Origin of the sequence: Pantoea sp. Fr+CA_20 (assembly GCF_024520835.1) — a bacterium.
Taxonomy (GTDB): domain Bacteria; phylum Pseudomonadota; class Gammaproteobacteria; order Enterobacterales; family Enterobacteriaceae; genus Pantoea; species Pantoea allii.
Window position 1 is genome coordinate 83,873 of sequence record NZ_JALNPN010000011.1, and the last position, 25,412, is coordinate 109,284.

Below are 25,412 nucleotides of genomic sequence, written 5' to 3' on the forward strand. Positions count from 1 at the left end.
ATTAAGGTCAATCTGCCGAACTTTTGCCATAATCTCCACTCCAACCAAGGCGTAATATGATGCGCTTGTGGGCTTCATATACTGGAAGCCATCGAACTGACCTTTTCAAGGAGGACTTTCATGAAACTGAAAGCATTGGCGCTTGCCGCGATGATGAGCGCAGGGGCATTGCCTTTGAGCGTACAGGCTGACGAACTGCCGAACGGACCCCATGTTGTTACGTCAGGTAAGGCAACCGTAGATGCCCGCCCGGATATCGCGACGCTGTCAATTGTGGTGAATGTCTCATCGAAAGATGCCGCTGAAGCAAAAAAGCAGGTCGATAGTCGCGTAGCGCAATATTTTGATTTCCTGCAAAAAAACGGTATTGAGAAAAAAGACATTGAAGCGGCGAACCTGACGACGCAGCCAGAGTATGACTACACCAAAGACGGTAAATCGCAGCTTAAAGGCTATCGTGCGGTGCGTCAGGTGCAGGTCACCGTTCGTCAGCTGGACAAGCTGAACGATCTCCTTGATGGTGCGCTGAAGTCCGGTCTGAACGAAGTGCGCGGTGTTGAACTGGGCGTCGCCAATCCAGAGAGCTACAAGCAGCAGGCACGTAAAGCCGCGATTAAGAATGCGACCCAACAGGCCGCTGAACTGGCTGAAGGCTTTAATGCCAAACTGGGCCCGATCTACAGCATTCGTTATCAGGTGGCAAACTATCAGCCAATGCCCATGAACCGCATGTTTAAAGCCTCGGCTGCGGCAGATACGTCTGCGCAGGAAACCTACGATCAGCAAAGCATCAACTTTGATGACCAGGTGGATGTGGTGTTTGAGATGAAACCGAATACCGCACAGTAACCCGTTATTGGTGTTGTGGTTAAGCTATCAGGGGCAATGTTTGCCAGGCGGTCCTCGCGCCGCTGATGCGGTTCCTTCACATCGCTCATCAACCTGACGGACCGGCACAGACGGCACAACGCTGTGCCGGCTGCGCCTTTTACCAGCGTCCTGGCGGGTAAATCCTGGTGGATTCCCTCTGCTCAGCGCTGCGTATTGCCTTCTGAAAAATGCCCTGACGGCCATTAACGCCGTGCCGCTTTCACAACTACATCTTCTCACCGCAACGCCCAACTTTTGCGGCGGCAAAGATTAGACGTTTGGCACACAACCTTCAGCCAGCTCGTTTTTCCTGGCCTTTAGCGCTTTTATGATCTGTCGACCGCCCGCTATTCCGCCGTATCCTGACGTAGCACCCGATGGCCATGGGCAATCAGCGCATCCGTTACCCGACGCATCAGCCGGCTTTCTGGCGCAAAACGGTGCCAGTACAGCATCCGACGTTGATACAGCCCCGGCGTGAGATCGATGAGCTCGCCACTTGCCAGTTCGCGTTCAATCTGCAGGTGAGGGATCATACAGCAGGTTGATCCCTGCCGCGCCATCTGCACAAACGCTTCGGATGAGTTGACGATATGGCAGGGAACGCTGCCCGGTGATAAATCAAAGTTCTGCTGCAAGAAGGCCTGATGCATATCATCCAGATGATCAAAGGCCACCGCTGGCGCTTTAAGCAGGGCGGAACGCGTTACGCCGTTGGGGAAAAAGCGATCTGCGAAATCCTTTGAGGCCACAAACAAATAATCCAGGGCACCCAGTTGATCCACCAGACAGCTTGGCAGCGGCTGGGGCTGGATACTCACTGCGCCAACCACTTCGCCTCGTCTCAGGCGTTCCTGAGTGCGGGTTTCATCCTCAACCTGAAGGTTCAGACGCACCGGCGAATCGGCCAGTACGTCTTTTAATGCGGGCAACAGCCAGGTTGCCAGGCTGTCGGCGTTCACCGCCAGCGACAGCAGCAGCGGCGTTGTCCCGCTGATTTCATCGCCCAGCCACTCTTCCTCCAGCAACTCAACCTGGTGCAGCAGCGCAAGCAGTTTTTGACCTTGCTCGGTAGGGCGAGGCGGCACGGTGCGAACTAACAGCGGCTGACCAAACAGGTTTTCCAGCTGTTTAATGCGCTGCGATACGGCAGATTGCGTAATGCACAGCTTTTGCGCGGCACGTTCGAAGCCGCGTTCACGTATCACTGCGTCCAGCGCCTGAAGCGTTCTGTAGTCAGGGCGTTTCATTATTTTTCTCTCTCCTTCAGGATGGACGTCACTATGCCACAAAAGTGCCAACGGCAATGTCGGGGAAATTTTTGTGGGCTGGCTTCCAAAGCATTAAATCCGCCCAATGCATCCGAGCATTTTCAGCAAGCCTTGCTTTATACTACGCGCAATTCCTTATCGCACAGGTTCTAAACATATCATGACCCAGGATGAACTGAAAAAAGCTGTTGGTTGGGCTGCACTTGATTATGTCCAGCCCGGGACAATCGTCGGTGTTGGAACAGGTTCTACTGCCGCCCACTTTATTGATGCGCTCGCAAGCATTAAACATCAGATTGACGGTGCCGTTTCCAGTTCCGAAGCCTCAACGCAAAAGCTGAAAAGCCTGGGCATTCAGGTGTTTGATTTGAACGAAATCGATGACCTGGCCATTTATGTCGATGGTGCCGATGAAATTAACCCACAAATGCAGATGATTAAAGGCGGTGGCGCTGCGCTGACGCGTGAGAAAATCGTCGCTGCAGTGGCCAAAAAGTTTATCTGCATCGCCGATGCATCCAAAGAAGTGGATGTGCTTGGACGCTTTCCGCTACCGGTTGAAGTCATCCCGATGGCGCGCAGTTATGTTGCGCGTGAACTGGTGAAGTTGGGGGGCTTACCTGAATATCGTCAGAATGTAGTGACCGACAACGGCAATATCATTCTTGATGTGCACAATCTGCGTATTCTCAATCCCATTGAGCTGGAAAAAACCATCAACGCCTTGCCCGGTGTGGTCACCGTTGGGCTGTTTGCGGCGCGCGGCGCAGACGTTGCACTGATTGGTGGGCCGGACGGCGTCAAAACTCTCAAAAAATAATGCGCCTGGCGCTGAACGGCGCCCGCTTTTTTTTGATTTAAAAAACTTTTCTTACCAGGTCAAAATTTGGTGACTTATGTCACATAACCGTCATCGGCAGCGGGTTCGTTCTTTCCGATGCGGCCAACCCATGATTTTGTCTGGCAAAGTGCGCCCTCTGAGCCCGGCCATGCTGACGGGCAGGCAATCGTTTGTATTGCCGCAGGCGATTTTTTTGATATTTTGACAGACGGCTGGCGGCGTTCAGTCCTCGTTGAATTCTGAATAGGGTTGGGAAATGGCAAAGGTATCACTGGAAAAAGACAAAATTAAGTTCCTGCTGGTGGAAGGTGTCCATCAGAGTGCGCTGGAAAACCTCCGTGCTGCAGGTTACACCAATATTGAATTCCACAAAGGCGCACTGGATGCCGAGGCGTTGAAAGCGTCCGCTCGCGATGCGCATTTTATCGGTATCCGTTCCCGTTCCCAACTGACCGAAGAGATTTTTGCCGCTGCAGAAAAACTGGTGGCTGTGGGCTGTTTCTGCATCGGAACGAACCAGGTTGATTTAAATGCGGCCGCTAAGCGCGGTATCCCGGTGTTTAATGCGCCTTTCTCCAATACGCGCTCTGTTGCCGAACTGGTTATTGGCGAAATGCTGCTGATGCTGCGTGGTGTACCGGAAGCGAATGCGAAGGCGCACCGCGGCGTCTGGAATAAAATTGCCAAGGGCTCATTTGAAGCGCGCGGTAAAAAGCTCGGCATCATTGGCTATGGTCATATCGGTATGCAACTGGGCGTGCTGGCTGAGAGCCTGGGCATGCACGTTTATTTCTACGATATTGAAAACAAACTGCCGCTCGGCAACGCTTCACAGGTTCGTAGCCTGACGCAACTGCTGAACATGAGCGATGTCGTCAGCCTGCATGTACCTGAAACCGCCTCCACGCAAAATATGATCTCTGCCAATGAACTGGCGCAGATGAAACCCGGCGCGTTGCTGATAAACGCCTCACGCGGCACCGTAGTGGATATTCCGGCGTTGTGTGACGCGCTGGCAAGTAAGCAGGTTGGCGGAGCCGCTATTGACGTATTCCCGGTCGAGCCTGCGACCAACAGCGATCCGTTCATTTCACCGCTGAGCGAATTCGACAACGTTATCCTGACGCCGCATATCGGTGGATCTACCGAAGAAGCGCAGGAAAATATTGGTATTGAAGTCGCAGGTAAGCTGGCTAAATACTCGGATAACGGTTCAACGCTGTCCGCCGTTAACTTCCCTGAAGTCTCATTGCCGATGCACGGCGTGAGCGCCAGTCGTCTGCTGCATATACATGAGAACCGCCCAGGCGTCCTCACCGCGATCAACCAGATCTTTGCTGAGCAGGGCATCAATATTGCCGCTCAGTACCTGCAAACCTCGCCGATGATGGGTTATGTGGTGATTGACGTTGACGCCGAGCATGAACTGGCTGAGAAAGCCCTGCAGCTTATGAAGGCTATTCCGGGTACTATCCGCGCCCGTCTGCTGTACTAATCCATCGCTGTCATAAACCCAGGCGCACGAGTGTGCCTGGGTTTATTCATCCCATAGCCAGAGTTTAGACGGCGTCAGTACGGCGGGCAGGGGGATATCCCAGGCCGCTGCAGGTAGCACATCAACCAACTGACAATCGTGGGCAACCCCAATCGGTAGGAATCCGTGTTGTTTCCAGTTCGGTAAAGTGCGGTCGTAGAAACCGCCGCCCATGCCTAAACGCTGCCCGGTGCGGTCAAATGCCACCAGCGGCACCATCATCACGTCCAGTTTATCAAGTGTAACCAGATGGCGGATATCGAGCGGAGGTTCGGGAATGCGCAGCTTATTTTGGATTAACTGTGTTTCCGGCGTATAGCGAAGAAAAAGCAAATGACCGGCAGCAAAGGGATGCAGAACCGGCAGATAAACCCGTTTTTTTTGCTGCCACAGCTTTGCGATAAGTGGTCGCGTATTGATTTCGCCATCGACAGACAAAAACAGCGCTATGTTGCTGGCGTCGGCAATCGGCGCAACGTTAATCGCGTGTTCCGCAAGCTGATCGGCTGCAGCGTGTTGCTGTTCGGGGCTGAGTGCGCGACGTAAATGACGAACATGCTGACGGATGTCCTGTCGCGGTAGCAAAGAGGGTTCTGACATGGTTTCCCCCAGACAAGGTCGCTTGAGCGACGCATTATATCATGCCTGGTGGGAGATAAAGCAGTACTACCAGAAAGGAGATCTCCGAGATGCCGCCGTAGGCTGTAACCCTTGAACCCTTGGTTCAAGGTGAACATGCCGTCGCAACCATCAGGCTTCTCGGACGGACCGAGCATGCTCACAGGTTGCGGAGCGTCACATTCTGTTGGTATGAAATATCGGCTCAGGGGACTGGCCCACTTGCAAACATCTCAGAGAAAATTTACTTCACCGTCAGTGTAGCACAGCGACCATGAAGTGTTATTCGAACTTCGCATCCTCGCGATCGGTTATGCGACCTTGCTCAACTAATGCCTGTTCAATTGTCTGCTGTAGCATACGGATTCGTTGTTCCATATTAGCAGCATAGTCACGCGTCTTGCCTTTCTCTTGTGCCAGTTCATGGCAAATGTTTAACGCGGCAATGAACACCAGTTGCTCTGTATTTGTGACTCTAGTGCGAACTTTTAAATCTTGCAACCGTTGATTGAGATCTTCTGCTGCCGCGTTCAGCGCATCTTGCTGTTCAGGCGGACAATTTACTCTCAAAGAACGACCAAAAATTTGTAAATCTACCGGTTGTGCAGACATGCCACCTTCCTGACTGATTACCTGGCTCGCCATTCCCCTTAGCCTTCAATGGCCTGGGAGGCGGGCAACTATATAGACCTGAGAAATAAGATACAACCCCTTTTCTGGAAACCTTGAGGCAGCTAGTGGTAGCATACCACGAACTCTTACAGCCAACGACGATGAAAAATGATGTCTTCACAGAACGCAACCCCCGATTACAACGCGCTGGCGGCGGCGCTCTCACACCACGGCGTCGGTATGACGCCCGCGGAAATGCACGGATTGCTTAGCGGCATCCTGTGTGGCGGTAATCAGGATAACAGCTGGAAAACGCTGGTCCATGATCTCGCGAATGAAGGCATGGCTTTTTCGCAAACGCTGTCTCAGCCACTGCAGTCTCTGCATGCCAGCATTGCTACTGCGCTTGAGGACGATGGCTTTCTTTTTCAACTGATGCTGCCTGGCGATGATGACATCACGGTGTTTGACCGTGCTGATGCTCTGGCGGGCTGGGTGAATCATTTTTTACTTGGCCTGGGCGTAACCCAGCCTAAACTGGATAAGGTCACCGGCGAAACGGGTGAGGCCATCGACGATCTGCGCACGATTGCTCAGCTTGGCTATGACGAAGACGAAGATCAGGAAGAACTCGAGCAGTCGCTGGAAGAGGTGATCGAGTATGTTCGCGTTGCTGCGCTACTCTGTCACGATACCTTCACGCGCCCGCAACCGACCGCACCAGAAGTACAAAAGCCAACGCTACACTAAGCCAGATATCTGAGTTCAACAGGGAGTGCAGACATGATTTCACTGGAAAATTTCCAGCAGCGCCGTCAGGCGCTGTTAGCGAAAATGGTTCCGGGCAGCGCAGCGTTAATCTTTGCCGCGCCTGAAGTAACACGCAGTAACGACAGTGAATATCCGTTCCGTCAGAACAGTGACTTCTGGTATTTCACCGGCTTCAATGAGCCGCAGGCGTTACTGGTGCTGATCAAAAGTGATGAGAACCACAATCACAGCGTGCTGTTTAATCGTGTGCGCGACCTGACTGCAGAAATCTGGTTTGGCCGCCGTCTGGGACAGGACGCGGCGCCCGCTAAACTGGGCGTGGATCGTGCCCTGCCATGGAACGATATCGGTGAACAACTTCACCTGCTGCTGAACGGTCTGGATGAGGTGTATCACGCGCAGGGCCAGTATGCTGAGGCTGACAAGTTGGTGTTTAGTGCGCTGGATAAACTGCGTCAGGGCTTTCGCCAGAATCTGAGTGCACCGGCTAGCCTGACTGACTGGCGTCCCTGGGTGCATGAGATGCGCCTGTTTAAAAGCCCTGAAGAAATTGCGCTGTTGCGTCGCGCAGGCGAGATCAGTGCGCTGGCACATACTCGCGCCATGCAAGCCTGTCGTCCAGGTCTGTTTGAATATCACCTTGAAGGCGAAATTCATCACGAATTTAACCGTCATGGTGCGCGCTTCCCGTCTTACAACACTATCGTAGGCTCCGGTGAAAACGGCTGTATTCTGCACTACACCGAAAATGAGTGTGAGATGCAGGATGGCGACCTGGTGCTCATTGATGCGGGATGCGAATTACAGGGTTATGCGGGCGACATTACCCGGACTTTTCCGGTTAATGGCAAGTTCAGCCCGCCGCAGCGGGCTATCTACAATATCGTACTCAAATCCTTAGAAACGGCACTCGCCCGATTCCGTCCCGGTGTCAGCATCCGCGAGGTCAATGATGACGTCGTGCGCATTATGGTCACTGGACTGGTTGAGCTGGGCGTAATGCAGGGCGAGGTGGATGCACTTATCGCCGAAGACGCGCATCGCAAATTCTTTATGCACGGCCTGGGCCATTGGTTAGGTCTGGATGTCCACGATGTGGGGCACTACGGCACGCCAAGCCGCGATCGTATCCTGGAACCGGGCATGGTTATCACGGTTGAGCCGGGGCTGTATATCGCGCCAGATGCGGATGTGCCTGTGGAATACCGCGGTATCGGCATCCGCATTGAGGATGACATCGTGATTACTGAAAACGGTAACGAGAATCTTACCGACAGCGTGGTGAAAGATCCCGATGCCATTGAGGCACTGATGGCGGCGGCACGCGCGGTATGACCATTCTTATCGCCGGTGGTGGAATGACCGGCGCCACGCTGGCGCTGGCGATTTCACACCTGACACAGGGCGCACTGCCCGTGACGCTGATTGAAAGCAGCGAACCTGCCAGCCGCACGCATCCGGGCTATGACGGGCGTGCGATTGCGCTGTCTGCGGGCACCTGCCAGCAACTTGCTGATATCAATCTCTGGCAGCGTATTTCACCCTGTGCCACTCCCATCACCACTATCCATGTTTCCGATCGCGGTCATGCCGGTTTTGTATCCCTGGCCGCCCGCGATTATGCGATTCCCGCGTTGGGGCACGTGGTTGAGTTATTCGACGTAGGACAGCAGCTGTTTACGCAGCTTAAGCAGGCACCTGGCGTCACACTGCGTTGTCCGTCACGCGTGACTCAGGTAGCCCGCACCCAGGAACGCGTGCAGGTTACGCTTGATAATGGTGAGCAGTTGGAAGGCGAGGTACTGGTGGCCGCTGATGGCACCCGTTCTGCCGTTGCTGCCGCCTGCGGCATTCAGTGGCAGACAGAGGCCTATCAGCAGTTGGCGCTTATCGCCAACGTCACCAGTGAGCGTCCTCATCAGGGCCGGGCATTTGAACGCTTTACCGAGTTTGGCCCCCTGGCGCTGCTGCCAATGTCAAACAACCGTCTGTCGCTGGTGTGGTGCCATCCGCTGGAGCAGCGCCCGCAGGTAGAAAGCTGGAACGACGAGGTCTTCCTCAGCCAGCTTCAGCGCGCCTTTGGCTGGCGGCTGGGCAAATTCACCCATACCGGCAAGCGTGATGTTTATCCGTTGGCGTTACAGCAGGCCAATCCTGCGGTTTCCCATCGTGTAGTCACCGTCGGAAACGCTGCGCAGACGCTGCATCCGATAGCCGGTCAGGGATTTAACCTGGGTCTGCGGGATGTGATGTCACTGGCTGAAACCCTGGCCAATGCACATCGGCAGCAGCAAGATCCCGGTAGCTACGGGGTTTTGCAGCACTACCAGCAACGTCGCCAACAGGACCGGGCCATTACCGTGGGCATCACTGACGGGCTGGTACGTCTGTTTGCTAATCGTCATGCGCCGCTGGTCGTCGGGCGCAACCTGGGCTTGCTGGCAATGGATCATCTGCCGTGGCTGAGAAATCTTCTGGCTGAGCGTACGCTCGGCTGGGTTAAGCGTTAACTGAGAGGCACTGATGCAAACTTACGATGTGGTGATCGCTGGCGGCGGAATGGTAGGGCTGGCAGTGGCCTGCGGTCTGCAAGGGAGCGGATTACGCATTGCCGTGCTGGAACAGTCGGCCGAGCCGCAATTTGATGCAGGCGCATCTCCCTCTGTGCGCGTATCCGCGATTAATGCGGCCAGTGAACGTCTTTTGCAAAAGCTGGATGTCTGGTCAACTATTTTGTCCCTTCGCGCCAGTCCTTATCAGGCGATGGAAGTCTGGGAGCGTGACAGCTTTGGCGCGATCGCATTTGATGGTGAGCAGCAGGGGCTGGCGCATCTTGGGCACATCATCGAAAATCCCGTGATCCACACCGCCCTGTGGCAGCGCGCCAGCAACTGCAGTGATGTCACGTTACTGGCTGCTTCACAGCTACAGCAAGTGGCATTTGGCGATAATGAAGCTTTTATTACGCTGCAAGATGGCAGCATGATGAGCGCGCGGCTGATGGTTGCGGCGGACGGAGCCAACTCCTGGTTGCGTAACAAAGCCGACATTCCCCTGACCTTCTGGGATTACGACCACCATGCGCTGGTGGCGAATATTCGTACAGCCTTGCCCCATGGCGGCGTGGCTCGTCAGGTTTTTCACGGCGATGGCATTCTGGCGTTCCTGCCCATGCAGGATCCGCATCTTTGCTCAATCGTCTGGTCGCTTTCACCTCAGGAAGCCAGCCGCCTGGAAGCCATGCCAGAGTCGCTGTTCAATCAACAGTTGTCCGTCGCGTTTGATATGCGGCTGGGGCTGTGCGAGCTGGAAGGGGAACGCAAGTGTTTCCCGCTGACGGCACGTTATGCACGTAACTTTGCCGCTCACCGACTGGCGCTGGTGGGCGATGCGGCGCATACCATTCATCCGCTGGCAGGGCAGGGCGTCAATCTGGGATTCATGGATGCCGCAGAGCTGATCGGCGAAATTCGTCGCCTGCATCAGCAGGGCAAAGATATTGGAGAGCACCTTTATCTGCGCCGCTATGAGCGCAGTCGTAAGCACAGTGCAGCAATGATGCTGGCCGGGATGCAGGGCTTCCGTGAATTGTTTGCAGGCAACAATCCTGCCAGGAAGCTGTTTCGCGATTTGGGCCTGAAATTAGCCGATAATCTGCCGGGCGTGAAGCCGATAATGCTCCGCCAGGCAATGGGCCTGAATGATATGCCAGAGTGGCTTCGCTAAAGCCATCCTGAAGCAAAAAGCCAGCATTCGTGCTGGCTTTTTTTATCGCCTTAATCCGCTGCACCATAAAAATGCAGTGCTGCACCCTGATTGCGCCTCATTTGATTTATTCTAATTTTGCCTGATGTTTCGCATTACTTTTTTTTATCCCTGAGCCTTTTCGTCCCGCTATTTTTTTAACATCCTGCCAGGCTTCGCGCATAAAATTGCTGCGTATAAATCACCATGGCGTATTTATTGCGTGGCTAATCACAAAATTACAGTTTTTTGTCCTGTTTGCCTTTCTCCCTGGTTAGGCTGTGCAACGTCTTTCGACCTCGCTTTGCTTATGGTTAATCGTCAGGTTCGGTGGTAACGTCAAGGCAAAGAGAACGTTTGCGTCGGCAACATGGCGGCGTAGTTTCAAACTCACTCGTTTCTGCACAGGATGGTTATGACTCAGCACACACCGTTGTTTGAACAGCACCAGGCAAATGGCGCGCGGATGGTGGATTTCCACGGCTGGATGATGCCGTTGCACTATGGCTCGCAAATGGATGAGCATCATGCTGTACGCAGCGATGCCGGCATGTTCGATGTGTCGCATATGACGATTGTTGATGTGAAAGGTGAGCGCACGCGCGAGTTTCTGCGCTACCTGCTGGCAAACGATGTCGCCAAACTGACCCAGCCGGGCAAAGCGCTCTACACCGGCATGCTGAATGCCTCCGGTGGCGTGATTGACGATTTGATTGTTTATTTTATGGACGAGACGTTTTTCCGTCTGGTGGTCAATTCCGCGACGCGTGAAAAAGATCTGGCCTGGATCAGTGAGCATGCCCAGGGTTACGGCGTCGCGTTAACAGAGCGTGACGATCTGGCGCTTATCGCTGTACAAGGCCCGCAGGCCCAGCAAAAAGCGCAAACGTTATTCAGCGATGCGCAGCGCCAGGCGGTGCAGGGCATGAAACCCTTCTTTGGTGTACAAGCCGGAGAGCTGTTTATCGCCACCACCGGCTATACGGGCGAAGCGGGCTATGAAATTGCGCTCCCTGCCGCCGAAGCCGTCGCGTTCTGGCAGCGCTTGCTGAGCGCAGGCGTCAAACCTGCGGGACTGGGCGCACGTGATACTTTGCGTCTGGAAGCGGGCATGAATCTCTACGGTCAGGAAATGGACGAGAGCGTATCACCGCTGGCGGCCAATATGGGCTGGACGCTTAGCTGGGAGCCAACTGACCGCAACTTTATTGGACGTGAAGCGCTGGAAAGCCAGCGAGCAAAGGGCACTGAAAAACTGGTTGGGCTGATTCTGACGGAAAAAGGCGTACTGCGTAACGGCTTGCCCGTACGTTTTACCGATCAACAGGGTCAGATGCAGCAGGGTGTGATCACCAGCGGTTCTTTCTCCCCTACGTTGGGTTATAGCATTGCCCTGGCCCGCGTGCCGGCAGGTATCGGTGAGAACGCGATTGTTGAGATCCGTAACCGTGAAATGCCTGTAAAAGTCACTAAACCGATTTTCGTTCGCGCCGGAAAACCGGTTGCGCAGTAACATATAATTACAGGAGAAATGGCGATGAGCAATGTGCCAGCAGAGTTGAAATACCGCGACAGTCACGAATGGCTGCGCAAAAATGCGGACGGTACCTATACCGTTGGTATCACCGAACATGCGCAGGAGTTACTGGGCGATATGGTGTTTGTTGACCTGCCTGAGGTCGGTGCCACCTTCTCTGCCGGAGAAGAGTGCGCCGTCGCCGAATCGGTCAAAGCCGCTTCAGATATTTATGCGCCCGTCAGCGGTGAAATTGTGGCAGTGAACGACTCCCTGAACGATTCCCCTGAACAGGTGAACAGCGAGCCTTATGACGGTGGCTGGTTATTCCAGATCAAAGCCAGCGATGAGTCCGAAATTGACTCGCTGCTGGACGCGGATGCTTATAAAGCCTCCATCGACGAGTAATCGTTGTGCGGCCTCTGAGCGAGGCCGCACATATCTGACTTGCATTCTCTGTTCCCCAGCCCGATTCAGGATTTACAGCTCATGACTCAGACTCTCAGCCAGCTTGAACACAACGGTGCCTTTATCGAGCGCCATATTGGTCCGTCGCCAGAACAACAGGCCGTCATGCTGGAGGCGATCGGTGCCAGCTCTCTGGCGTCGTTGATTGGTTCTATCGTCCCCGCCGACATTCAGTTGCCAGGCCCGCCCGCTGTCGGCGATGCCGCAACTGAACAACAGGCGCTGGCTGAGTTAAAGGCCATTGCCGGACAAAACCTGCTTTATAAATCCTGGATTGGCATGGGATACAGTGCGGTGATCACGCCGCCGGTAATTTTGCGTAACATGCTGGAAAATCCGGGCTGGTATACGGCTTATACGCCTTATCAGCCAGAAGTCTCGCAGGGCCGCCTTGAGGCACTGCTTAACTTTCAGCAGGTCACGATTGATCTGACCGGCATGGACATTGCCTCCGCTTCACTGCTGGACGAAGCCACTGCCGCCGCTGAAGCGATGGCGATGTCAAAACGCATCAGCAAACTGAAAAATGCCAACCGGTTCTTTATCGCTGACGATATTCATCCACAAACGCTGGATGTGGTGCGTACCCGCGCCGAAACCTTTGGCTTTGAACTGATTATCGATAGTCCGGCCAAAGCGCTGGATCACGACAACCTGTTTGGTGTGCTGCTACAGCAGGTCGGCACCACCGGAGAAGTACATGACTTTACCCACCTGATTAGCGAGCTGAAAGCGCGCAAGGTGGTGGTGAGCATGGCATCCGACTTTATGGCGCTGGTGTTGCTTGAGTCGCCGGGCAAACAAGGGGCGGACATTGTATTTGGTTCCGCCCAACGCTTTGGTGTGCCAATGGGCTATGGAGGGCCTCATGCCGCCTTCTTCGCCAGCCGCGACGAGCACAAGCGCTCTATGCCAGGCCGTATTATCGGCGTTTCCCGCGATGCGGCAGGCAATACCGCCCTGCGTATGGCGATGCAAACCCGCGAGCAGCATATCCGTCGTGAAAAAGCCAACTCCAACATCTGTACTTCACAGGTGCTGCTGGCCAATATCGCGGGGCTGTATGCGGTGTTCCACGGGCCGGTTGGACTGAAACGTATTGCGTCGCGTATCCATCGCTTCACCGATATTCTGGCTGCCGGACTCCAGCGTGGCGGGCTGAAACTGCGTCATAGCCACTGGTTTGACACGCTGACGGTAGAGGTTGCAGATAAAGCGGGCGTGCTTAACCGTGCGCTGAGTTTTGGCGTTAACCTGCGCAGCGACATTCATAATGCAGTCGGCATCACACTGGATGAAACCACGCGCCGTGAAGACATCAGCACGCTGTTCGCTATTCTGCTGGGTGATGAACACGGTCAGGATATCGACCAACTCGACAGCCAGGTCGCGGCTGACAGCCAGTCGGTTCCGGCCGGGCAGCAGCGTAAAAGTGAAATTCTCTCTCATCCGGTGTTTAACCGTCATCACAGTGAAACTGAGATGATGCGCTATATGCACAGCCTGGAGAAAAAAGATCTGGCACTGAATCAGGCGATGATTCCGCTGGGTTCCTGCACCATGAAACTCAACGCTGCCGCCGAGATGATCCCCATCACCTGGCCTGAATTTGCCGAACTGCATCCGTTCTGCCCGGCAGAACAGGCGGGGGGTTACTTGCAAATGATAGGGCAGCTTTCACAGTGGCTGGTACAGCTGACCGGTTACGATGCCCTCTGCATGCAGCCTAACTCGGGCGCGCAGGGGGAATATGCCGGACTGTTAGCGATTCGTCGTTACCACGAAAGCCGCGGTGAAGGTGAACGTCATCTTTGCCTGATTCCCAGCTCGGCGCATGGCACCAATCCGGCCTCAGCGCAGATGGCAGGCATGGATGTCGTGGTGGTAGCCTGTGACAAACAGGGCAATATCGACCTTGGCGACCTGCGTGAAAAAGCGGCTCAGGCCGGCGATAAACTGTCATGCATTATGGTGACCTATCCCTCCACCCACGGTGTTTATGAAGAAACCATCCGAGAGGTGTGCCAGATCGTGCATCAGCACGGTGGTCAGGTTTACCTTGATGGTGCCAACATGAATGCACAGGTGGGCATTACCACGCCAGGCTACATCGGCGCAGATGTTTCGCACCTCAACCTGCACAAAACCTTCTGCATACCGCACGGCGGTGGCGGCCCGGGAATGGGACCGATCGGCGTGAAAGCCCACCTGGCCCCGTTTGTTCCGGGACACAGCGTGGTGCAGATTGATGGCATGCTGACGCAGCAGGGCGCCGTCTCCGCTGCGCCATTTGGCAGCGCATCCATTCTGCCTATCAGCTGGATGTATATCCGCATGATGGGGGCAGAAGGACTGAAGCAGGCCAGTTCGGTCGCGATCCTTAACGCTAACTATATTGCCAGCCGCCTGAAATCGGCCTATCCCATTCTTTACGCAGGACGCGATGGTCGTGTGGCGCACGAATGTATTCTCGATATTCGTCCGTTAAAAGAGCAAACCGGTATCAGTGAGCTGGATATCGCTAAACGCCTTATCGACTATGGCTTCCATGCGCCGACCATGTCATTCCCGGTAGCCGGAACGCTCATGGTGGAACCGACAGAATCGGAAGGCAAAATCGAACTGGACCGCTTCATTGATGCCATGCTGGCGATTCGCATGGAAATCAGTCGGGTTGAGCAGGGAGAGTGGTCACTTGAGGATAACCCGCTGGTCAATGCGCCTCATACGCAAACGGAAGTCATCGGAGAATGGTCGCATCCCTACAGCCGTGAGCTGGCCGTGTTCCCGGCAGGCGGACACAATAAATACTGGCCGACGGTCAAGCGCCTGGATGATGTCTTTGGCGACCGTAACCTGTTCTGTTCGTGTGTGCCGATGAGCGACTATGCTTAAGTCAGGTTAACGCATTTATTTCTGAGGGCCGATTTTCGGCCCTTTTTTATGGAGACAGCCATGCAACTCGCACTCGTTACCGGCGGCAGTCGCGGCATTGGTCGCGCGACGGCCCTCTTACTGGCGTCCCGAGGCTACCGGGTGGCGGTAAATTTCCGCTCACGCGCCAGTGAGGCCCATCAGGTTGTGGATGAGATAGTGCGTCAGGGCGGTGAGGCTTTTAGCGTTCAGGCCGACATCAGTGATGAAGCGCAGGTGATGTCGCTGTTTCAGCGGCTGGATCAGGAAGATCTGCCGCTCACGCTGCTGGTGAATAACGCCGGCATACTGTTCCAGCAATGTCGCCTTGAGCAACTGGATGCCTCGCGTATTCAGCAGGTTTTTGCCACCAACGTGCTTGGCCCCTTTCTCTGCAGTCGGGAAGCCGTCCGGCGCATGGGAACCCATCATGGCGGGCAGGGCGGTAGCATTGTTAATGTGTCGTCTGCTGCGGCCCGCACGGGGTCGCCAAATGAATATGTCGATTATGCAGCATCGAAAGGCGCGATGGATACGATGACCAAAGGCCTGTCGCTGGAAGTCGCTCAGCAGGGAATCCGTGTCAATGGCGTACGTCCGGGGATGATCTACACCGAGATGCATGCGGACGGGGGCGAGCCGGGCAGAGTCGACCGGCTTGCCAGCGGAATTCCAATGGGGCGCGGCGGTGATGCCGAAGAAATTGCAGAAGCCATCGTCTGGTTAGCCAGCGATGCCGCCTCTTACATTACCGGCAGCATTATTGATGCCGCCGGCGGGCGCTAAAATTATGCCGCAGCAGAGCGCTGCGGCACGGGCTTACAGTTTTTCGCCGTTGCTGGCGATAACCTGTTGATACCAGGCAAAGCTCTTTTTCTTCGCGCGCGAGAAATCGCCGCTGCCATCGTCGTTTTTATTCACATGAATAAAACCGTAACGTTTGTTGTACTGACCGGTGGTGAAAGACACACAGTCGATACAGCCCCACGGCGTGTATCCCATAAGATCCACACCATCATGTGTAACGGCTTTCTTCATCTCTTCAATATGTGCAGCCAGATAATCAATGCGGTAATCATCCTCGATGACGCCCTGTGCGTTCGGTTTATCGATGGCACCAAAGCCATTTTCCACAATAAACAGGGGTTTTTGGTAGCGCTCGTACAACTCGTTAAGCGTATAGCGCAGGCCAACGGGATCAATCTGCCAGCCCCAGTCTGAGGCTTTAACATGCGGGTTTTTAACCGCGCCTTCAAAACCGGTAATGGGGTCATCTACGCCGCTGGCGCTGGTCTGCACGGCAGTACTCATGTAATAGCTGAAACCCACGTAATCCGCGCAGCCATTACGCAGGATTTCAGCATCTTCAGCTTCCATTTCAATGTGATAGCCTTTGCGCGCCCACTCTTTCAGTGCATAAGCCGGATAGTAACCCCGCATTTGCACGTCACTGAATACATAACGTTGATGCATCGCTTCCTGCGCCAGCAGGACGTCATCCGGATGACAGGAGAAGGGGTAAACCGGCACCATGGCGATCATGCAGCCAATCTGAAAGTCCGGGTTGATCTCATGACCCAGCTTCACTACTTTGGCGCTGGCAACAAACTGATGATGCATGACCTGATACATCGCCTGTTCAGGTTTTTCATGTTCAGTGAAAATAACGCCTGAGCAGCAGTAACCAAACAGCGGATATTGCCAGTTACGCTGATTATTAATTTCGTTAAAGGTCATCCAGTATTTTACTTTGTTCTTGTAACGCTTCAGTACGACTTCACTAAAGCGAACAAAGAAATCGACGACTTTACGGTTATGCCAGCCACCGTATTCTTTAACCAGGTGATAGGGCATTTCAAAATGGGAAAGGGTAATAACCGGCTCAATACCGTATTTAAGTAATTCATCAAACAGATCGTCATAGAATTGCAGACCGGCTTCATTGGGTTGCAGTTCATCGCCATTCGGGAAAATACGGGTCCAGGCAATGGAGGTGCGGAAGCATTTAAAACCCATCTCAGCAAACAGCGCAATATCCTGTTTGTAATGAGAGTAAAATTCAACAGCCTGATGATTAGGATAGAATTTTCCGGGCTGGACGCCGTCGGTGATGACCCGGTCCACACCATGCGAACCGCCGGTCAGCACATCGGCAATACTGATGCCTTTACCGCCCTGATCCCAGCCGCCTTCCACCTGATGTGCCGCGACCGCACCGCCCCACAGAAACGTTCTTGGTAAGCTCATTACGCTCTCTCCCCTGACAATAAAATTGGGCTGAGTGTAGCAAAGCACTTAATAATGTCACGCTATAACACCGTAGCAAAAAAGGGATTTGTTACGGCAAAAAAACGCCTTGTTTTATTTACCCAGTTTTCGACCTAAAGACTCAATAATATACATGACCGGGACCTGAGTCGTAATATCGCTGTGGTCTGCCATTCGTATCACCGGTACATGATAAGACACCGTAAAGTCGCTCATTTTTGCCAGTGAGCAGGTTTCACTATTGGTGATGGCAATGATTTTACACTTATTCAGGCTGAACTGACTGGCGATACGCAGCACTTCTTCCGTTTCACCAGAAACAGAAAGGATAATAGCCAGGGCGTTTTCATATAAGCTCGGACTCACCGGATAATAGGGGTCGTCAATGGCATGGCTGAACTTACCGACGTTCGAGAAAAAGCGCGCCCCATATTTTCCCAGGCTTCCCGATGTTCCCACGCCAATAAAAAACACCCGCTCAGCCAGATTGATCATCTCTGCCGCCTGACGCATGACCTGCTCAAACTCATCGTTGTTGATGCTTTTAAAGAAACTCAGCATATCCGCGACGCCCGAGACCGGCAGCACAGGGGCCGTTTGCTCCTGCGCCAGACGCAGCCGGATACGAAATTCTGACCAGCCTTCACACTGCATTTTGCGACAAAAACGCAATACGGTGGTGGTCGACACCGCTGCCTGTTCGGCCAGATCGCGGATGGTCATGTAACTGACACTGTCGCGATGTTTGATGATGTACTGATAAACCTGCATTTCAAGATCGTTCAGGGTGGCAAGATCGTGATGCGAGAACATGGAAAAACTCATCAGGCAATTGACTAGCCAGCATTTTACCAGAAATCGCGCAGGGGTTGACCGCAATAATTATTTTAAGCTTACACTTGTACACTGAAACTTTTTCTGGGTACTCTGTTGCACGATAAAGCTGCAGTTGTTATCACTTTTCAGGCAGGAATGTTATGACTCACAAAAGTTTACCGACGCAGGGTTATCCACTGGCAGAGGAAATTGCCAACAGTATCAGTCACGGGCTCGGTTGCCTGTTTGGGATTGTAGGATCAGTGCTGTTGCTTGATAAGGCAATGGCGATGAACGCTGGAATAACCACTATCGTCAGTTCCAGCCTGTACGGCGGCAGCATGATTCTGTTGTTTCTGGCCTCAACGCTTTACCATGCTGTCAGCCATCCGCGTGCTAAGCGCGTGCTGAAAAAAGTTGACCACTGCGCTATCTACTTGTTGATTGCAGGCACTTATACGCCGTTCCTGATGGTAGGGTTACAGTCGCCTCTGGCCTATGGATTAATGGCGGTCATCTGGGGCCTGGCGCTGTTGGGCATTCTTTTTAAGCTGACTATCGCCGATCGCTTTAAGGTGCTGTCCCTGGTTACTTATCTTTGCATGGGATGGCTTTCGCTGATTGTGGTTTATCAGTTGGCGATGAAACTGTCGGCTGGCGGGATCTGGCTGCTGGCGTTGGGCGGCATCATCTATTCCCTGGGCGTGATTTTTTACGTCGCGCGTCGGGTGCCCTTTAATCATGCTATCTGGCACGGTTTTGTTTTAGGCGGCTGTATTTGCCATTTCTGCGCCATCTACTTCTACGTTATGTAAAGAAAAAAGGGCGGGACAAAATCCCGCCCCTGAACTCAGCCTTCTTCCAGCGAGTAAGGCAAGGGCTGAATCTGCAGCTTACCGCCTTCATCGCCTTCAACACGTAGTACGCTGTCCGGCTCCAGATCGTTGTTCATCACGACCTGCACCCAGGTTACGCCATCGTCCAGCTGGACCGCCGCAAGAACGGTGCCCGTGCGACGCCAGCGCTCGCCCATCTGCAGCTCAAGCGAGTCGTTAGCGGTGGGCAGGTGACTGGCCTGGCCTGACAGCCAGTAGAGCGCACGTTTATTCGCGCCGCGATACTTGGCCCTTGCCACCATTTCCTGGCCGGTGTAACAGCCTTTTTTAAAGCTAATTGCGTCCAGTGCCTGCATGTTTGCAGCCTGGGGAATAAACTGCGCGCTGGTAGCCGCGTCGATAATCGGAATACCGGCTTCGATATCTAACGCCAGCCACTGTGTGCTGTCATTGAACTGCGCATCCTCTGCCAGCCTCTGTTTCAGCGCTTCTGCCTGTGAAAGCGACGTGACCAGCAGAAAACGTTCTGCGGGATGTTCAAACCACAACAGCGTTGTATCCCCCTGCTGTACTACGGGAGTTGAGTGGTCGGGCAGCGTGTCAAAGACATTCGCCAGCGCGGCACGCGCCTGGAAACCGGCGACGCCCAGCAAAACGACATCGTCATCCGCCGCCAGAGTGACTTTAGAAAAAACGGCATATTTTTTCAGCTCAGGCAACTGCGTGTCTCGCAGCTCGCGACGCACCAAATAGGCATAGCCCTCACCACGATGAAACAGACGCAGGTTGCTCCACATCTTGCCCTTAGCATCACAGTGGGCGGCAGGCAGATGGTGAGCCGCATCCAGCGCTGCCACATCCAGAGTCAACTGGCCCTGCAAATAAGGTGTGCTGTCGGGGCCGACGACGGAAACCAGTGCCCAGGCATCCAGAGAGATTAACGTTAACGGCAGGCGTGACGAGGCTGCGGGCTGACGTGGGGGAAGCGTAAATGTTGGCATCGATAAATCCTGAGTATGAAGGTTCATCCGGAACAATGTCTTCAATGTTAAAAGAGCACACTGGCAATGCAACCTGTTTACTGAAAAGGGCGCACAAAACGCGTACTGAGGCGTTAAAAAAACCTGACTCTGCGGCGCGTTGCACAGGGTTGCGTTGTGAGCCTGCAGTCAGCATTAATCCAGGGTACACTAGCGGCCACGATGTGAAATGTGGAAACTGTTGCATGGATATTGATGATAAATCACGAATTCACTGGGCCTGCCGTCGTGGCATGCTGGAGCTGGATATCGCTATTATGCCGTTCTTTAAGTACGAATATGACACGCTCAACGACACGGATAAGCAAGTGTTTATCGCCCTGCTGAAAAGTGACGATCCCGATCTTTTCAACTGGTTGATGAACCATGGCGAACCGGGCGATCCCGAACTGAATCGTATGGTTAAACTTATCCAGCAGCGCAATCGTGAACGCGGACCGGTGGCGATGTAACCTTCATCCCTCTTGGCACGCACGCACGGCCTTAACCCTGACGCTGTTAATGACTATAGCAGGCGTCGGGATAATGGAGCTGCCTGCGGCAGAGTGGATGATTAAGCCTGTCCTGGTCGCCGTAGTGCTGTGGGAAGGGTGGCGACAGGATCGCCGTTTGCGCCAACGGCACGGCTGGTTACAGCGCGACAGCAATCGCGACTGGGGCTGGCAAGGTGACAGCTGGCAAACGCAGCAGCCGTTGTACTGGTTACCCGGCGCGGTATTACTGGTGCTGCGCAACGGCAACGGCAAGACTTTACGGCTCTGGCTGATGCAGGACAACATGCAGCCAGAGGAATGGCGCGCGTTACGGGCTCGCTGTTTCAGTGACACCTGACGCGCTGAACAAGGCTTCCAGAGCCATGTTTTCAGAACACGCTTCCCACAACACTTTTTGCAGAACAACGTTTCCTGAATAAGGTTTCCAGAATAACGCGCCCAGGACAGGGCTTTCAGAACGCGGCTTTAAAGCACGGTTTTCAAAACATGTTTTTCAAAACATGGCCTTCAAAACAATGATTTCTGGATAACCCTGTCTGAAGAAGGTGAATTAACAGCGGCTTCTTAGCCCCCGTTTCTGAACGGCGGTTTTTTAACACCGCTTTCTGGACAAGGGCTGCAGAACAGAGGTTACAGCCGGTCGGCAGTCTCGGTCAGAATCTGTTCGCACCACTGTTCGACGCGCTCATCCGTCGCTTCAAACTGATTAACATCGTCCAGCGCCAGCCCGACAAACTGTTTGCCATCAGCGCTCAGCGGTTTGGGGCTGGTGAATTCATAGCCGTCCAGTGGCCAGTAGCCGACAAACTGCACGCCCATTGGCTGTAGCAGCTCATGCAGCATGCCCAAAGCATCCAAAAACCACTCGCCATAGCCAATCTGGTCGCCCATGCCGTACAGTGCCACTATCTTGTTATGCAGATTGAGAGTGGGTAACTGAGGCCAGATTGCCTCCCAGTCCTCCTGTAACTCACCAAAATCCCAGGTAGGAATGCCCAAAATCAACAGATCATACTCTTCCATCAGACGCGGATCGTCATCTTTCACGTTGTGCAACGTCACTAACTCGTCACCAATAAAATCCCGAATTTTCTCCGCTACGATTTCGGTGTAACAGGTACTGGAACCGTAAAAAAGACCTATTTTCATGCAGATAGTGCTCTGTTAATCCTGACTTTGGCGTAATTGTATCAGAAGCAGGGTTGAATCAGGCATAATGAGCACGATTTCATACTGAACGGTGGGGAAAACGTGCAAGATAGTGAACTGACAGAACAGTTTCTTGATGCGCTGTGGATTGAGCGCAATCTGGCGCAAAATACCCTGTCTTCCTATCGACAGGATCTGCAAACCCTCACTGGCTGGCTGGTGCATAACGGTTTGACGCTCACGACACTGAGTGCGCCCGATCTGCAACAGTTTCTCGCGGAGCGGCTTGAGGGCGGCTATAAAGCCTCCAGCTCTGCACGCCTGCTCAGCGCCATGCGCCGCCTGTTTCAGTACCTCTACCGCGAAAAGATTCGATCTGACGATCCCAGCGCGATGCTGGCAGCCCCCAAATTGCCCCAGCGGTTGCCAAAAGATCTGAGCGAGGCGCAGGTAGATCGCCTGCTGCAGGCGCCGGATGTCAATGTGCCGCTTGAACTGCGCGATAAAGCCATGCTGGAATTGTTATACGCCACCGGCTTGCGTGTCTCAGAACTGGTGGGACTGACCCTGAATGACGTCAGCCTGCGTCAGGGCGTGGTGCGGGTGATCGGTAAAGGCAATAAAGAGCGCCTGGTGCCATTAGGTGAAGAGGCGGTTTACTGGCTGGAATATTATATGGAGCACGGGCGGCCATGGCTGCTCAATGGGCAGACGCTGGACGTGTTCTTTCCCAGTAACCGCGCCCAGCAGATGACGCGACAAACCTTCTGGCATCGTATCAAGCATTACGCCACGCTGGCGGGCATCGACAGCGAAAAGCTTTCACCGCACGTGCTGCGCCATGCTTTCGCCACGCATTTGCTGAACCACGGGGCTGACTTACGTGTCGTACAGATGTTACTGGGGCACAGCGACCTCTCAACGACACAGATTTATACTCATGTCGCCACGGAACGTCTGCGACTGTTACATCAACAGCATCATCCGCGCGCATAACCGACGGATAGTAAGGAAAACAATGAACAAACATGTTGCCATGCTGGCGCTTCTGGCCAGCGCCTTTTCCGGATTGACCCACGCTGATGACAGCGCCATTCAGCTTTCCCTGAAAAAACTGGGTTTGCACCAGACTGAGATTCAACCTTCGCCCCTGCCGGGTTTTAAAACCGTGCTCACCGAAAGTGGCGTGCTGTACGTTACCGATGATGGTAAACACATGATCCAGGGCCCGCTTTATGATGTCAGCGGCACTCAGCCGGTCAACGTCACGAATGCGCTGCTGGATAAGAAAGTTGAGGCGCTGGTCCCGGAAATGATCGTGTATAAAGCGCCAAAAGAGCAGCATGTGGTGACGGTGTTTACGGATATCACCTGCGGCTACTGCCACAAACTCCATGAGCAAATGGCGGACTATAACGCGCTGGGAATCACCGTTCGCTATCTGGCTTTCCCCCGTGAAGGCATGAACGGCAAAGTCGCCAGCGCCATGAAGGCCGTCTGGTGCAGCGCCGATCGCAACAAAGCCTTTGATGAGGCGATGAAAGGCGATGTGCCGAAGATGGATGCGCCAGCCTCATGCAATATTGATATCGGCAAGCAGTACCAACTGGGTGTGCTGTTCGGCATTCAGGGTACGCCAGCTATTCTGACCGACAGCGGAATGATGATCCCAGGCTATCAAAGCCCACAGGAACTCAAGCAGGTACTGGATAATCAAAAGCGTGGTGGTTAAGGCGTGGTAAAGCACGAAGTCGAACTACGTCGCCGTGAGGCGGTGGCCAATCAGCTGGCGTTACCGGCTGATTTACCGCCACTCCTGCGTCGGCTTTATCTGCAACGCGGCGTTACCGATGCCGCCGAGCTGGAAAGAGGCGCGAAAAACCTGCTGCCTTTCAGCGCATTAAGCGGCATAGACAAGGCCGTGAGTTTGCTTCATCAGGCTCTGCTGGATGGCCGCTGCATCATGATTGTGGGCGATTTTGATGCCGATGGTGCCACCAGTACCGCGCTGACGGTGCTGGCACTGCGCAGCATGGGATACAGCAACGTGCAGTATCTGGTGCCCAACCGTTTTGAAGATGGCTACGGTCTGAGTCCGGAAGTGGTGGAGCAGGCCAGGGCGCGCGGTGCCGAGATGATATTGACCGTGGATAACGGTATCTCATCCCACGCCGGTGTGCAGGTGGCACATCAGCACGGCATTGCGGTGCTGGTTACCGACCACCACTTGCCGGGCGAAACGCTGCCGGATGCTAATGCCATTGTGAATCCCAACCTGCCGGATTGTGATTTTCCCTCTCGCTCGTTAGCGGGCGTTGGCGTGGCCTTTTATCTGATGATGGCCCTGCGCGCGCATCTGCGAACCCAGGGCTGGTTTGGAGCCACGCGAGCGGAACCTAATCTGGCGGACCTGTTGGATCTGGTGGCGCTGGGCACGGTGGCGGATGTGGTGCCGCTGGATGCGAATAATCGCATCTTAGTGTGGCAGGGCCTGAGCCGCATCCGGGCTGGCAAATGCCGACCGGGAATTAAAGCCCTGCTGGAAATCGCCAACCGCGATGCCCGCCAGTTGGCCGCCAGCGACCTGGGTTTTGCGCTGGGTCCGCGGCTTAATGCTGCCGGACGCCTGGATGATATGTCTGTTGGCGTGGCGCTGTTACTGACCGACGATCTCAGCCAGTCACGCATGTTAGCCAGTGAACTGGATGCGCTTAACCAGATGCGCAAAGAGATAGAACAGGGCATGCAGAGCGAGGCGCTGGCGTTATGCCAAAAGCTGGAGAGCGAGCAAAGCGATCTGCCGCTGGGGCTGGCCTTTTATCACCCCGAATGGCATCAGGGCGTGGTCGGTATTCTGGCTTCCCGCCTGAAAGAGCGCTTCCATCGCCCGGTCATTGCCTTTGCACCTGCCGGTGACGGCATGTTGAAAGGATCGGGACGATCGATTGCGGGTTTGCATCTGCGTGACGCGCTGGAACGTCTTGATACGTTGCATCCCGGCCTGATGCAGAAGTTTGGCGGCCATGCTATGGCAGCCGGACTGTCGCTGGAAGCGACGCGCTACGAGGAATTTCGGCAGCGCTTTGCCGACCTGGTGGGCGAATGGCTGGCCGGAGAAGCGTTACAGGGCGTTATCTGGTCGGATGGCGCGTTACAGCCCGCCGAGTTTTCAATTCAGACGGCGGAAATGCTGCGCGATGCCGGTCCCTGGGGCCAGTCCTTTCCTGAACCGGCTTTCGACGGCAAGTTCAGGCTACTGCAGCAGCGCCTGGTCGGTGAACGTCACCTGAAGCTGATGGTTGAGCCGCTGGAAGGCGGGCCGCTGATTGACGGTATCGCGTTTAACGTGGATACCACGCTGTGGCCTGACAGCAGCGTGCGTCAGGTTGAACTCGCGTACCGGCTTGATATCAATGAGTACCGCGGTAACCGGTCGGTGCAACTGATTGTTGAACACCTCTGGCCGCTCAGCTAGCCGGGCAGGTGGGTTGCGCGGCACTGTTCCCCCTGTCGTCATGATTACCATCGTCACGCCCGTTTCGGCTTAGCCAGTCCATCTGACTGAGCCGAAAGATTAAGACCTGCGCATTTTCTCAACGCTACAAACTGCCGTCGGTTTCGGGTAAACTCGCAGGCTGAATTTCTTATTCC

Annotated in this window: 24 protein-coding genes and 1 other RNA gene; 17 read left to right on the forward strand and 8 right to left on the reverse strand. The window is 54.3% G+C overall.

From position 1 onward, the window contains the following. The first annotated feature begins 120 nt into the window (after positions 1-120). The gene (locus tag NR177_RS14355; RefSeq protein ID WP_063880820.1) at positions 121-849 is read left to right on the forward strand and encodes an oxidative stress defense protein; all 729 of its coding nucleotides are present in this window, start codon (positions 121-123) and stop codon (positions 847-849) included. Positions 850-1,217: 368 nt separating this feature from the next. Here NR177_RS14355 and NR177_RS14360 read toward each other — a convergent pair whose 3' ends face one another. Beyond that, a complete protein-coding gene (locus NR177_RS14360; protein ID WP_063880819.1) occupies positions 1,218-2,120 on the reverse strand; it encodes a LysR family transcriptional regulator ArgP in 903 nt (300 codons plus the stop codon). A 181-nt stretch (positions 2,121-2,301) separates the two neighbouring features. Here NR177_RS14360 and rpiA point away from each other — a divergent pair, with 181 nt between their 5' ends. After that, complete coding sequence (gene rpiA / locus NR177_RS14365) at positions 2,302-2,961, forward strand: ribose-5-phosphate isomerase RpiA (protein WP_256853121.1); 660 nt, start codon at positions 2,302-2,304, stop codon at positions 2,959-2,961. 277 nt (positions 2,962-3,238) lie between these two features. Beyond that, on the forward strand, positions 3,239-4,477 hold the full coding sequence (serA, locus tag NR177_RS14370; protein WP_063880817.1) for a phosphoglycerate dehydrogenase: 1,239 nt from the start codon (positions 3,239-3,241) through the stop codon (positions 4,475-4,477). A gap of 42 nt (positions 4,478-4,519) precedes the next feature. Here serA and NR177_RS14375 read toward each other — a convergent pair whose 3' ends face one another. From NR177_RS14375 to zapA, 3 genes are all read right to left on the reverse strand, one after another. After that, a complete protein-coding gene (locus tag NR177_RS14375; RefSeq protein WP_256853122.1) occupies positions 4,520-5,116 on the reverse strand; it encodes a 5-formyltetrahydrofolate cyclo-ligase in 597 nt (198 codons plus the stop codon). Positions 5,117-5,193: 77 nt separating this feature from the next. Continuing rightward, positions 5,194-5,377, reverse strand: a non-coding RNA gene (gene ssrS, locus NR177_RS14380) — 6S RNA. A gap of 39 nt (positions 5,378-5,416) precedes the next feature. Continuing rightward, positions 5,417-5,746: a cell division protein ZapA gene (gene zapA / locus NR177_RS14385; protein ID WP_063881246.1), complete on the reverse strand. Its 330-nt coding sequence runs from the start codon at positions 5,744-5,746 to the stop codon at positions 5,417-5,419. Positions 5,747-5,917: 171 nt separating this feature from the next. Here zapA and NR177_RS14390 point away from each other — a divergent pair, with 171 nt between their 5' ends. The 8 genes from NR177_RS14390 to NR177_RS14425 all read left to right on the forward strand — a co-directional run bounded on the left by NR177_RS14390 (position 5,918) and on the right by NR177_RS14425 (position 15,944). Then, a complete protein-coding gene (locus NR177_RS14390; protein ID WP_063880815.1) occupies positions 5,918-6,496 on the forward strand; it encodes a YecA family protein in 579 nt (192 codons plus the stop codon). A gap of 33 nt (positions 6,497-6,529) precedes the next feature. After that, the gene (gene pepP / locus NR177_RS14395; RefSeq protein WP_109716998.1) at positions 6,530-7,852 is read left to right on the forward strand and encodes a Xaa-Pro aminopeptidase; all 1,323 of its coding nucleotides are present in this window, start codon (positions 6,530-6,532) and stop codon (positions 7,850-7,852) included. Then, positions 7,849-9,027, forward strand: coding sequence for a 2-octaprenyl-6-methoxyphenyl hydroxylase (gene ubiH, locus NR177_RS14400; RefSeq protein ID WP_145394487.1), 1,179 nt, complete (start codon positions 7,849-7,851; stop codon positions 9,025-9,027). Before pepP ends, ubiH begins: the two co-directional genes overlap by 4 nt. Positions 9,028-9,040: 13 nt before the next feature. Then, positions 9,041-10,243: an FAD-dependent 2-octaprenylphenol hydroxylase gene (gene ubiI / locus NR177_RS14405; RefSeq protein ID WP_096011781.1), complete on the forward strand. Its 1,203-nt coding sequence runs from the start codon at positions 9,041-9,043 to the stop codon at positions 10,241-10,243. A gap of 433 nt (positions 10,244-10,676) precedes the next feature. Beyond that, on the forward strand, positions 10,677-11,774 hold the full coding sequence (gene gcvT / locus NR177_RS14410; protein ID WP_109717001.1) for a glycine cleavage system aminomethyltransferase GcvT: 1,098 nt from the start codon (positions 10,677-10,679) through the stop codon (positions 11,772-11,774). 24 nt (positions 11,775-11,798) lie between these two features. Continuing rightward, the gene (gene gcvH, locus NR177_RS14415; RefSeq protein WP_063880811.1) at positions 11,799-12,185 is read left to right on the forward strand and encodes a glycine cleavage system protein GcvH; all 387 of its coding nucleotides are present in this window, start codon (positions 11,799-11,801) and stop codon (positions 12,183-12,185) included. A gap of 81 nt (positions 12,186-12,266) precedes the next feature. Next, positions 12,267-15,140: an aminomethyl-transferring glycine dehydrogenase gene (gene gcvP, locus NR177_RS14420; RefSeq protein WP_096011779.1), complete on the forward strand. Its 2,874-nt coding sequence runs from the start codon at positions 12,267-12,269 to the stop codon at positions 15,138-15,140. 60 nt (positions 15,141-15,200) lie between these two features. Then, a complete protein-coding gene (locus tag NR177_RS14425; protein WP_256853123.1) occupies positions 15,201-15,944 on the forward strand; it encodes an SDR family oxidoreductase in 744 nt (247 codons plus the stop codon). 33 nt (positions 15,945-15,977) lie between these two features. Here NR177_RS14425 and NR177_RS14430 read toward each other — a convergent pair whose 3' ends face one another. After that, the gene (locus NR177_RS14430; RefSeq protein ID WP_256853124.1) at positions 15,978-17,405 is read right to left on the reverse strand and encodes a 6-phospho-beta-glucosidase; all 1,428 of its coding nucleotides are present in this window, start codon (positions 17,403-17,405) and stop codon (positions 15,978-15,980) included. A gap of 114 nt (positions 17,406-17,519) precedes the next feature. Next, on the reverse strand, positions 17,520-18,239 hold the full coding sequence (locus tag NR177_RS14435) for a MurR/RpiR family transcriptional regulator (protein WP_063881244.1): 720 nt from the start codon (positions 18,237-18,239) through the stop codon (positions 17,520-17,522). Positions 18,240-18,403: 164 nt separating this feature from the next. Between NR177_RS14435 and NR177_RS14440 the strand changes: the two genes are divergently transcribed. Further along, positions 18,404-19,057 (forward strand): hemolysin III family protein, encoded by a 654-nt coding sequence (locus tag NR177_RS14440; RefSeq protein WP_256853125.1) that lies wholly within the window; start codon positions 18,404-18,406, stop codon positions 19,055-19,057. 35 nt (positions 19,058-19,092) lie between these two features. Here the strand turns inward: NR177_RS14440 and ygfZ are convergent, their stop codons facing one another. Next, entirely contained in the window at positions 19,093-20,079 is a 987-nt protein-coding gene (gene ygfZ / locus NR177_RS14445; RefSeq protein WP_218996041.1) for a tRNA-modifying protein YgfZ, read from the reverse strand. Positions 20,080-20,303: 224 nt separating this feature from the next. Here ygfZ and sdhE point away from each other — a divergent pair, with 224 nt between their 5' ends. Both sdhE and NR177_RS14455 read left to right on the forward strand, forming a co-directional pair. After that, on the forward strand, positions 20,304-20,570 hold the full coding sequence (gene sdhE / locus NR177_RS14450) for an FAD assembly factor SdhE (protein ID WP_063880805.1): 267 nt from the start codon (positions 20,304-20,306) through the stop codon (positions 20,568-20,570). Continuing rightward, a complete protein-coding gene (locus NR177_RS14455) occupies positions 20,545-20,949 on the forward strand; it encodes a protein YgfX (protein WP_256853126.1) in 405 nt (134 codons plus the stop codon). The genes sdhE and NR177_RS14455 overlap by 26 nt, the downstream gene beginning before the upstream one ends. Before the next feature lie 293 nt (positions 20,950-21,242). Here the strand turns inward: NR177_RS14455 and fldB are convergent, their stop codons facing one another. After that, positions 21,243-21,761, reverse strand: coding sequence for a flavodoxin FldB (gene fldB, locus NR177_RS14460; protein WP_063880803.1), 519 nt, complete (start codon positions 21,759-21,761; stop codon positions 21,243-21,245). 102 nt (positions 21,762-21,863) lie between these two features. Here fldB and xerD point away from each other — a divergent pair, with 102 nt between their 5' ends. The 3 genes from xerD to recJ are packed head-to-tail and all read left to right on the forward strand — an operon-like array spanning position 21,864 to position 25,236. Continuing rightward, a complete protein-coding gene (gene xerD / locus NR177_RS14465) occupies positions 21,864-22,757 on the forward strand; it encodes a site-specific tyrosine recombinase XerD (RefSeq protein WP_096011773.1) in 894 nt (297 codons plus the stop codon). 22 nt (positions 22,758-22,779) lie between these two features. Then, positions 22,780-23,493 carry a bifunctional protein-disulfide isomerase/oxidoreductase DsbC gene (dsbC, locus tag NR177_RS14470; RefSeq protein WP_063880801.1) on the forward strand — a complete coding sequence of 238 codons (714 nt, stop codon included), beginning with the start codon at positions 22,780-22,782 and terminating at the stop codon, positions 23,491-23,493. Between the two features lie 3 nt (positions 23,494-23,496). After that, a complete protein-coding gene (gene recJ / locus NR177_RS14475; protein WP_256853127.1) occupies positions 23,497-25,236 on the forward strand; it encodes a single-stranded-DNA-specific exonuclease RecJ in 1,740 nt (579 codons plus the stop codon). Positions 25,237-25,412: the final 176 nt, after the last annotated feature.

Excerpts from the sequence above, each read along its gene's own strand:
- NR177_RS14355 (WP_063880820.1), top strand. The coding sequence starts at position 121 with ATGAAACTGAAAGCATTGGCGCTTGCCGCGATGATGAGCGCAGGGGCA.
- NR177_RS14360 (WP_063880819.1), bottom strand. The coding sequence starts at position 2,120 with ATGAAACGCCCTGACTACAGAACGCTTCAGGCGCTGGACGCAGTGATA.
- serA (WP_063880817.1), top strand. The coding sequence starts at position 3,239 with ATGGCAAAGGTATCACTGGAAAAAGACAAAATTAAGTTCCTGCTGGTG.
- sdhE (WP_063880805.1), top strand. The coding sequence starts at position 20,304 with ATGGATATTGATGATAAATCACGAATTCACTGGGCCTGCCGTCGTGGC.
- pepP (WP_109716998.1), top strand. The coding sequence starts at position 6,530 with ATGATTTCACTGGAAAATTTCCAGCAGCGCCGTCAGGCGCTGTTAGCG.
- NR177_RS14375 (WP_256853122.1), bottom strand. The coding sequence starts at position 5,116 with ATGTCAGAACCCTCTTTGCTACCGCGACAGGACATCCGTCAGCATGTT.
- NR177_RS14425 (WP_256853123.1), top strand. The coding sequence starts at position 15,201 with ATGCAACTCGCACTCGTTACCGGCGGCAGTCGCGGCATTGGTCGCGCG.
- NR177_RS14430 (WP_256853124.1), bottom strand. The coding sequence starts at position 17,405 with ATGAGCTTACCAAGAACGTTTCTGTGGGGCGGTGCGGTCGCGGCACAT.
- dsbC (WP_063880801.1), top strand. The coding sequence starts at position 22,780 with ATGAACAAACATGTTGCCATGCTGGCGCTTCTGGCCAGCGCCTTTTCC.
- NR177_RS14435 (WP_063881244.1), bottom strand. The coding sequence starts at position 18,239 with ATGTTCTCGCATCACGATCTTGCCACCCTGAACGATCTTGAAATGCAG.
- ygfZ (WP_218996041.1), bottom strand. The coding sequence starts at position 20,079 with ATGCCAACATTTACGCTTCCCCCACGTCAGCCCGCAGCCTCGTCACGC.
- NR177_RS14390 (WP_063880815.1), top strand. The coding sequence starts at position 5,918 with ATGTCTTCACAGAACGCAACCCCCGATTACAACGCGCTGGCGGCGGCG.
- ubiI (WP_096011781.1), top strand. The coding sequence starts at position 9,041 with ATGCAAACTTACGATGTGGTGATCGCTGGCGGCGGAATGGTAGGGCTG.
- ubiH (WP_145394487.1), top strand. The coding sequence starts at position 7,849 with ATGACCATTCTTATCGCCGGTGGTGGAATGACCGGCGCCACGCTGGCG.
- gcvT (WP_109717001.1), top strand. The coding sequence starts at position 10,677 with ATGACTCAGCACACACCGTTGTTTGAACAGCACCAGGCAAATGGCGCG.
- gcvP (WP_096011779.1), top strand. The coding sequence starts at position 12,267 with ATGACTCAGACTCTCAGCCAGCTTGAACACAACGGTGCCTTTATCGAG.
- zapA (WP_063881246.1), bottom strand. The coding sequence starts at position 5,746 with ATGTCTGCACAACCGGTAGATTTACAAATTTTTGGTCGTTCTTTGAGA.
- gcvH (WP_063880811.1), top strand. The coding sequence starts at position 11,799 with ATGAGCAATGTGCCAGCAGAGTTGAAATACCGCGACAGTCACGAATGG.
- fldB (WP_063880803.1), bottom strand. The coding sequence starts at position 21,761 with ATGAAAATAGGTCTTTTTTACGGTTCCAGTACCTGTTACACCGAAATC.
- NR177_RS14440 (WP_256853125.1), top strand. The coding sequence starts at position 18,404 with ATGACTCACAAAAGTTTACCGACGCAGGGTTATCCACTGGCAGAGGAA.
- rpiA (WP_256853121.1), top strand. The coding sequence starts at position 2,302 with ATGACCCAGGATGAACTGAAAAAAGCTGTTGGTTGGGCTGCACTTGAT.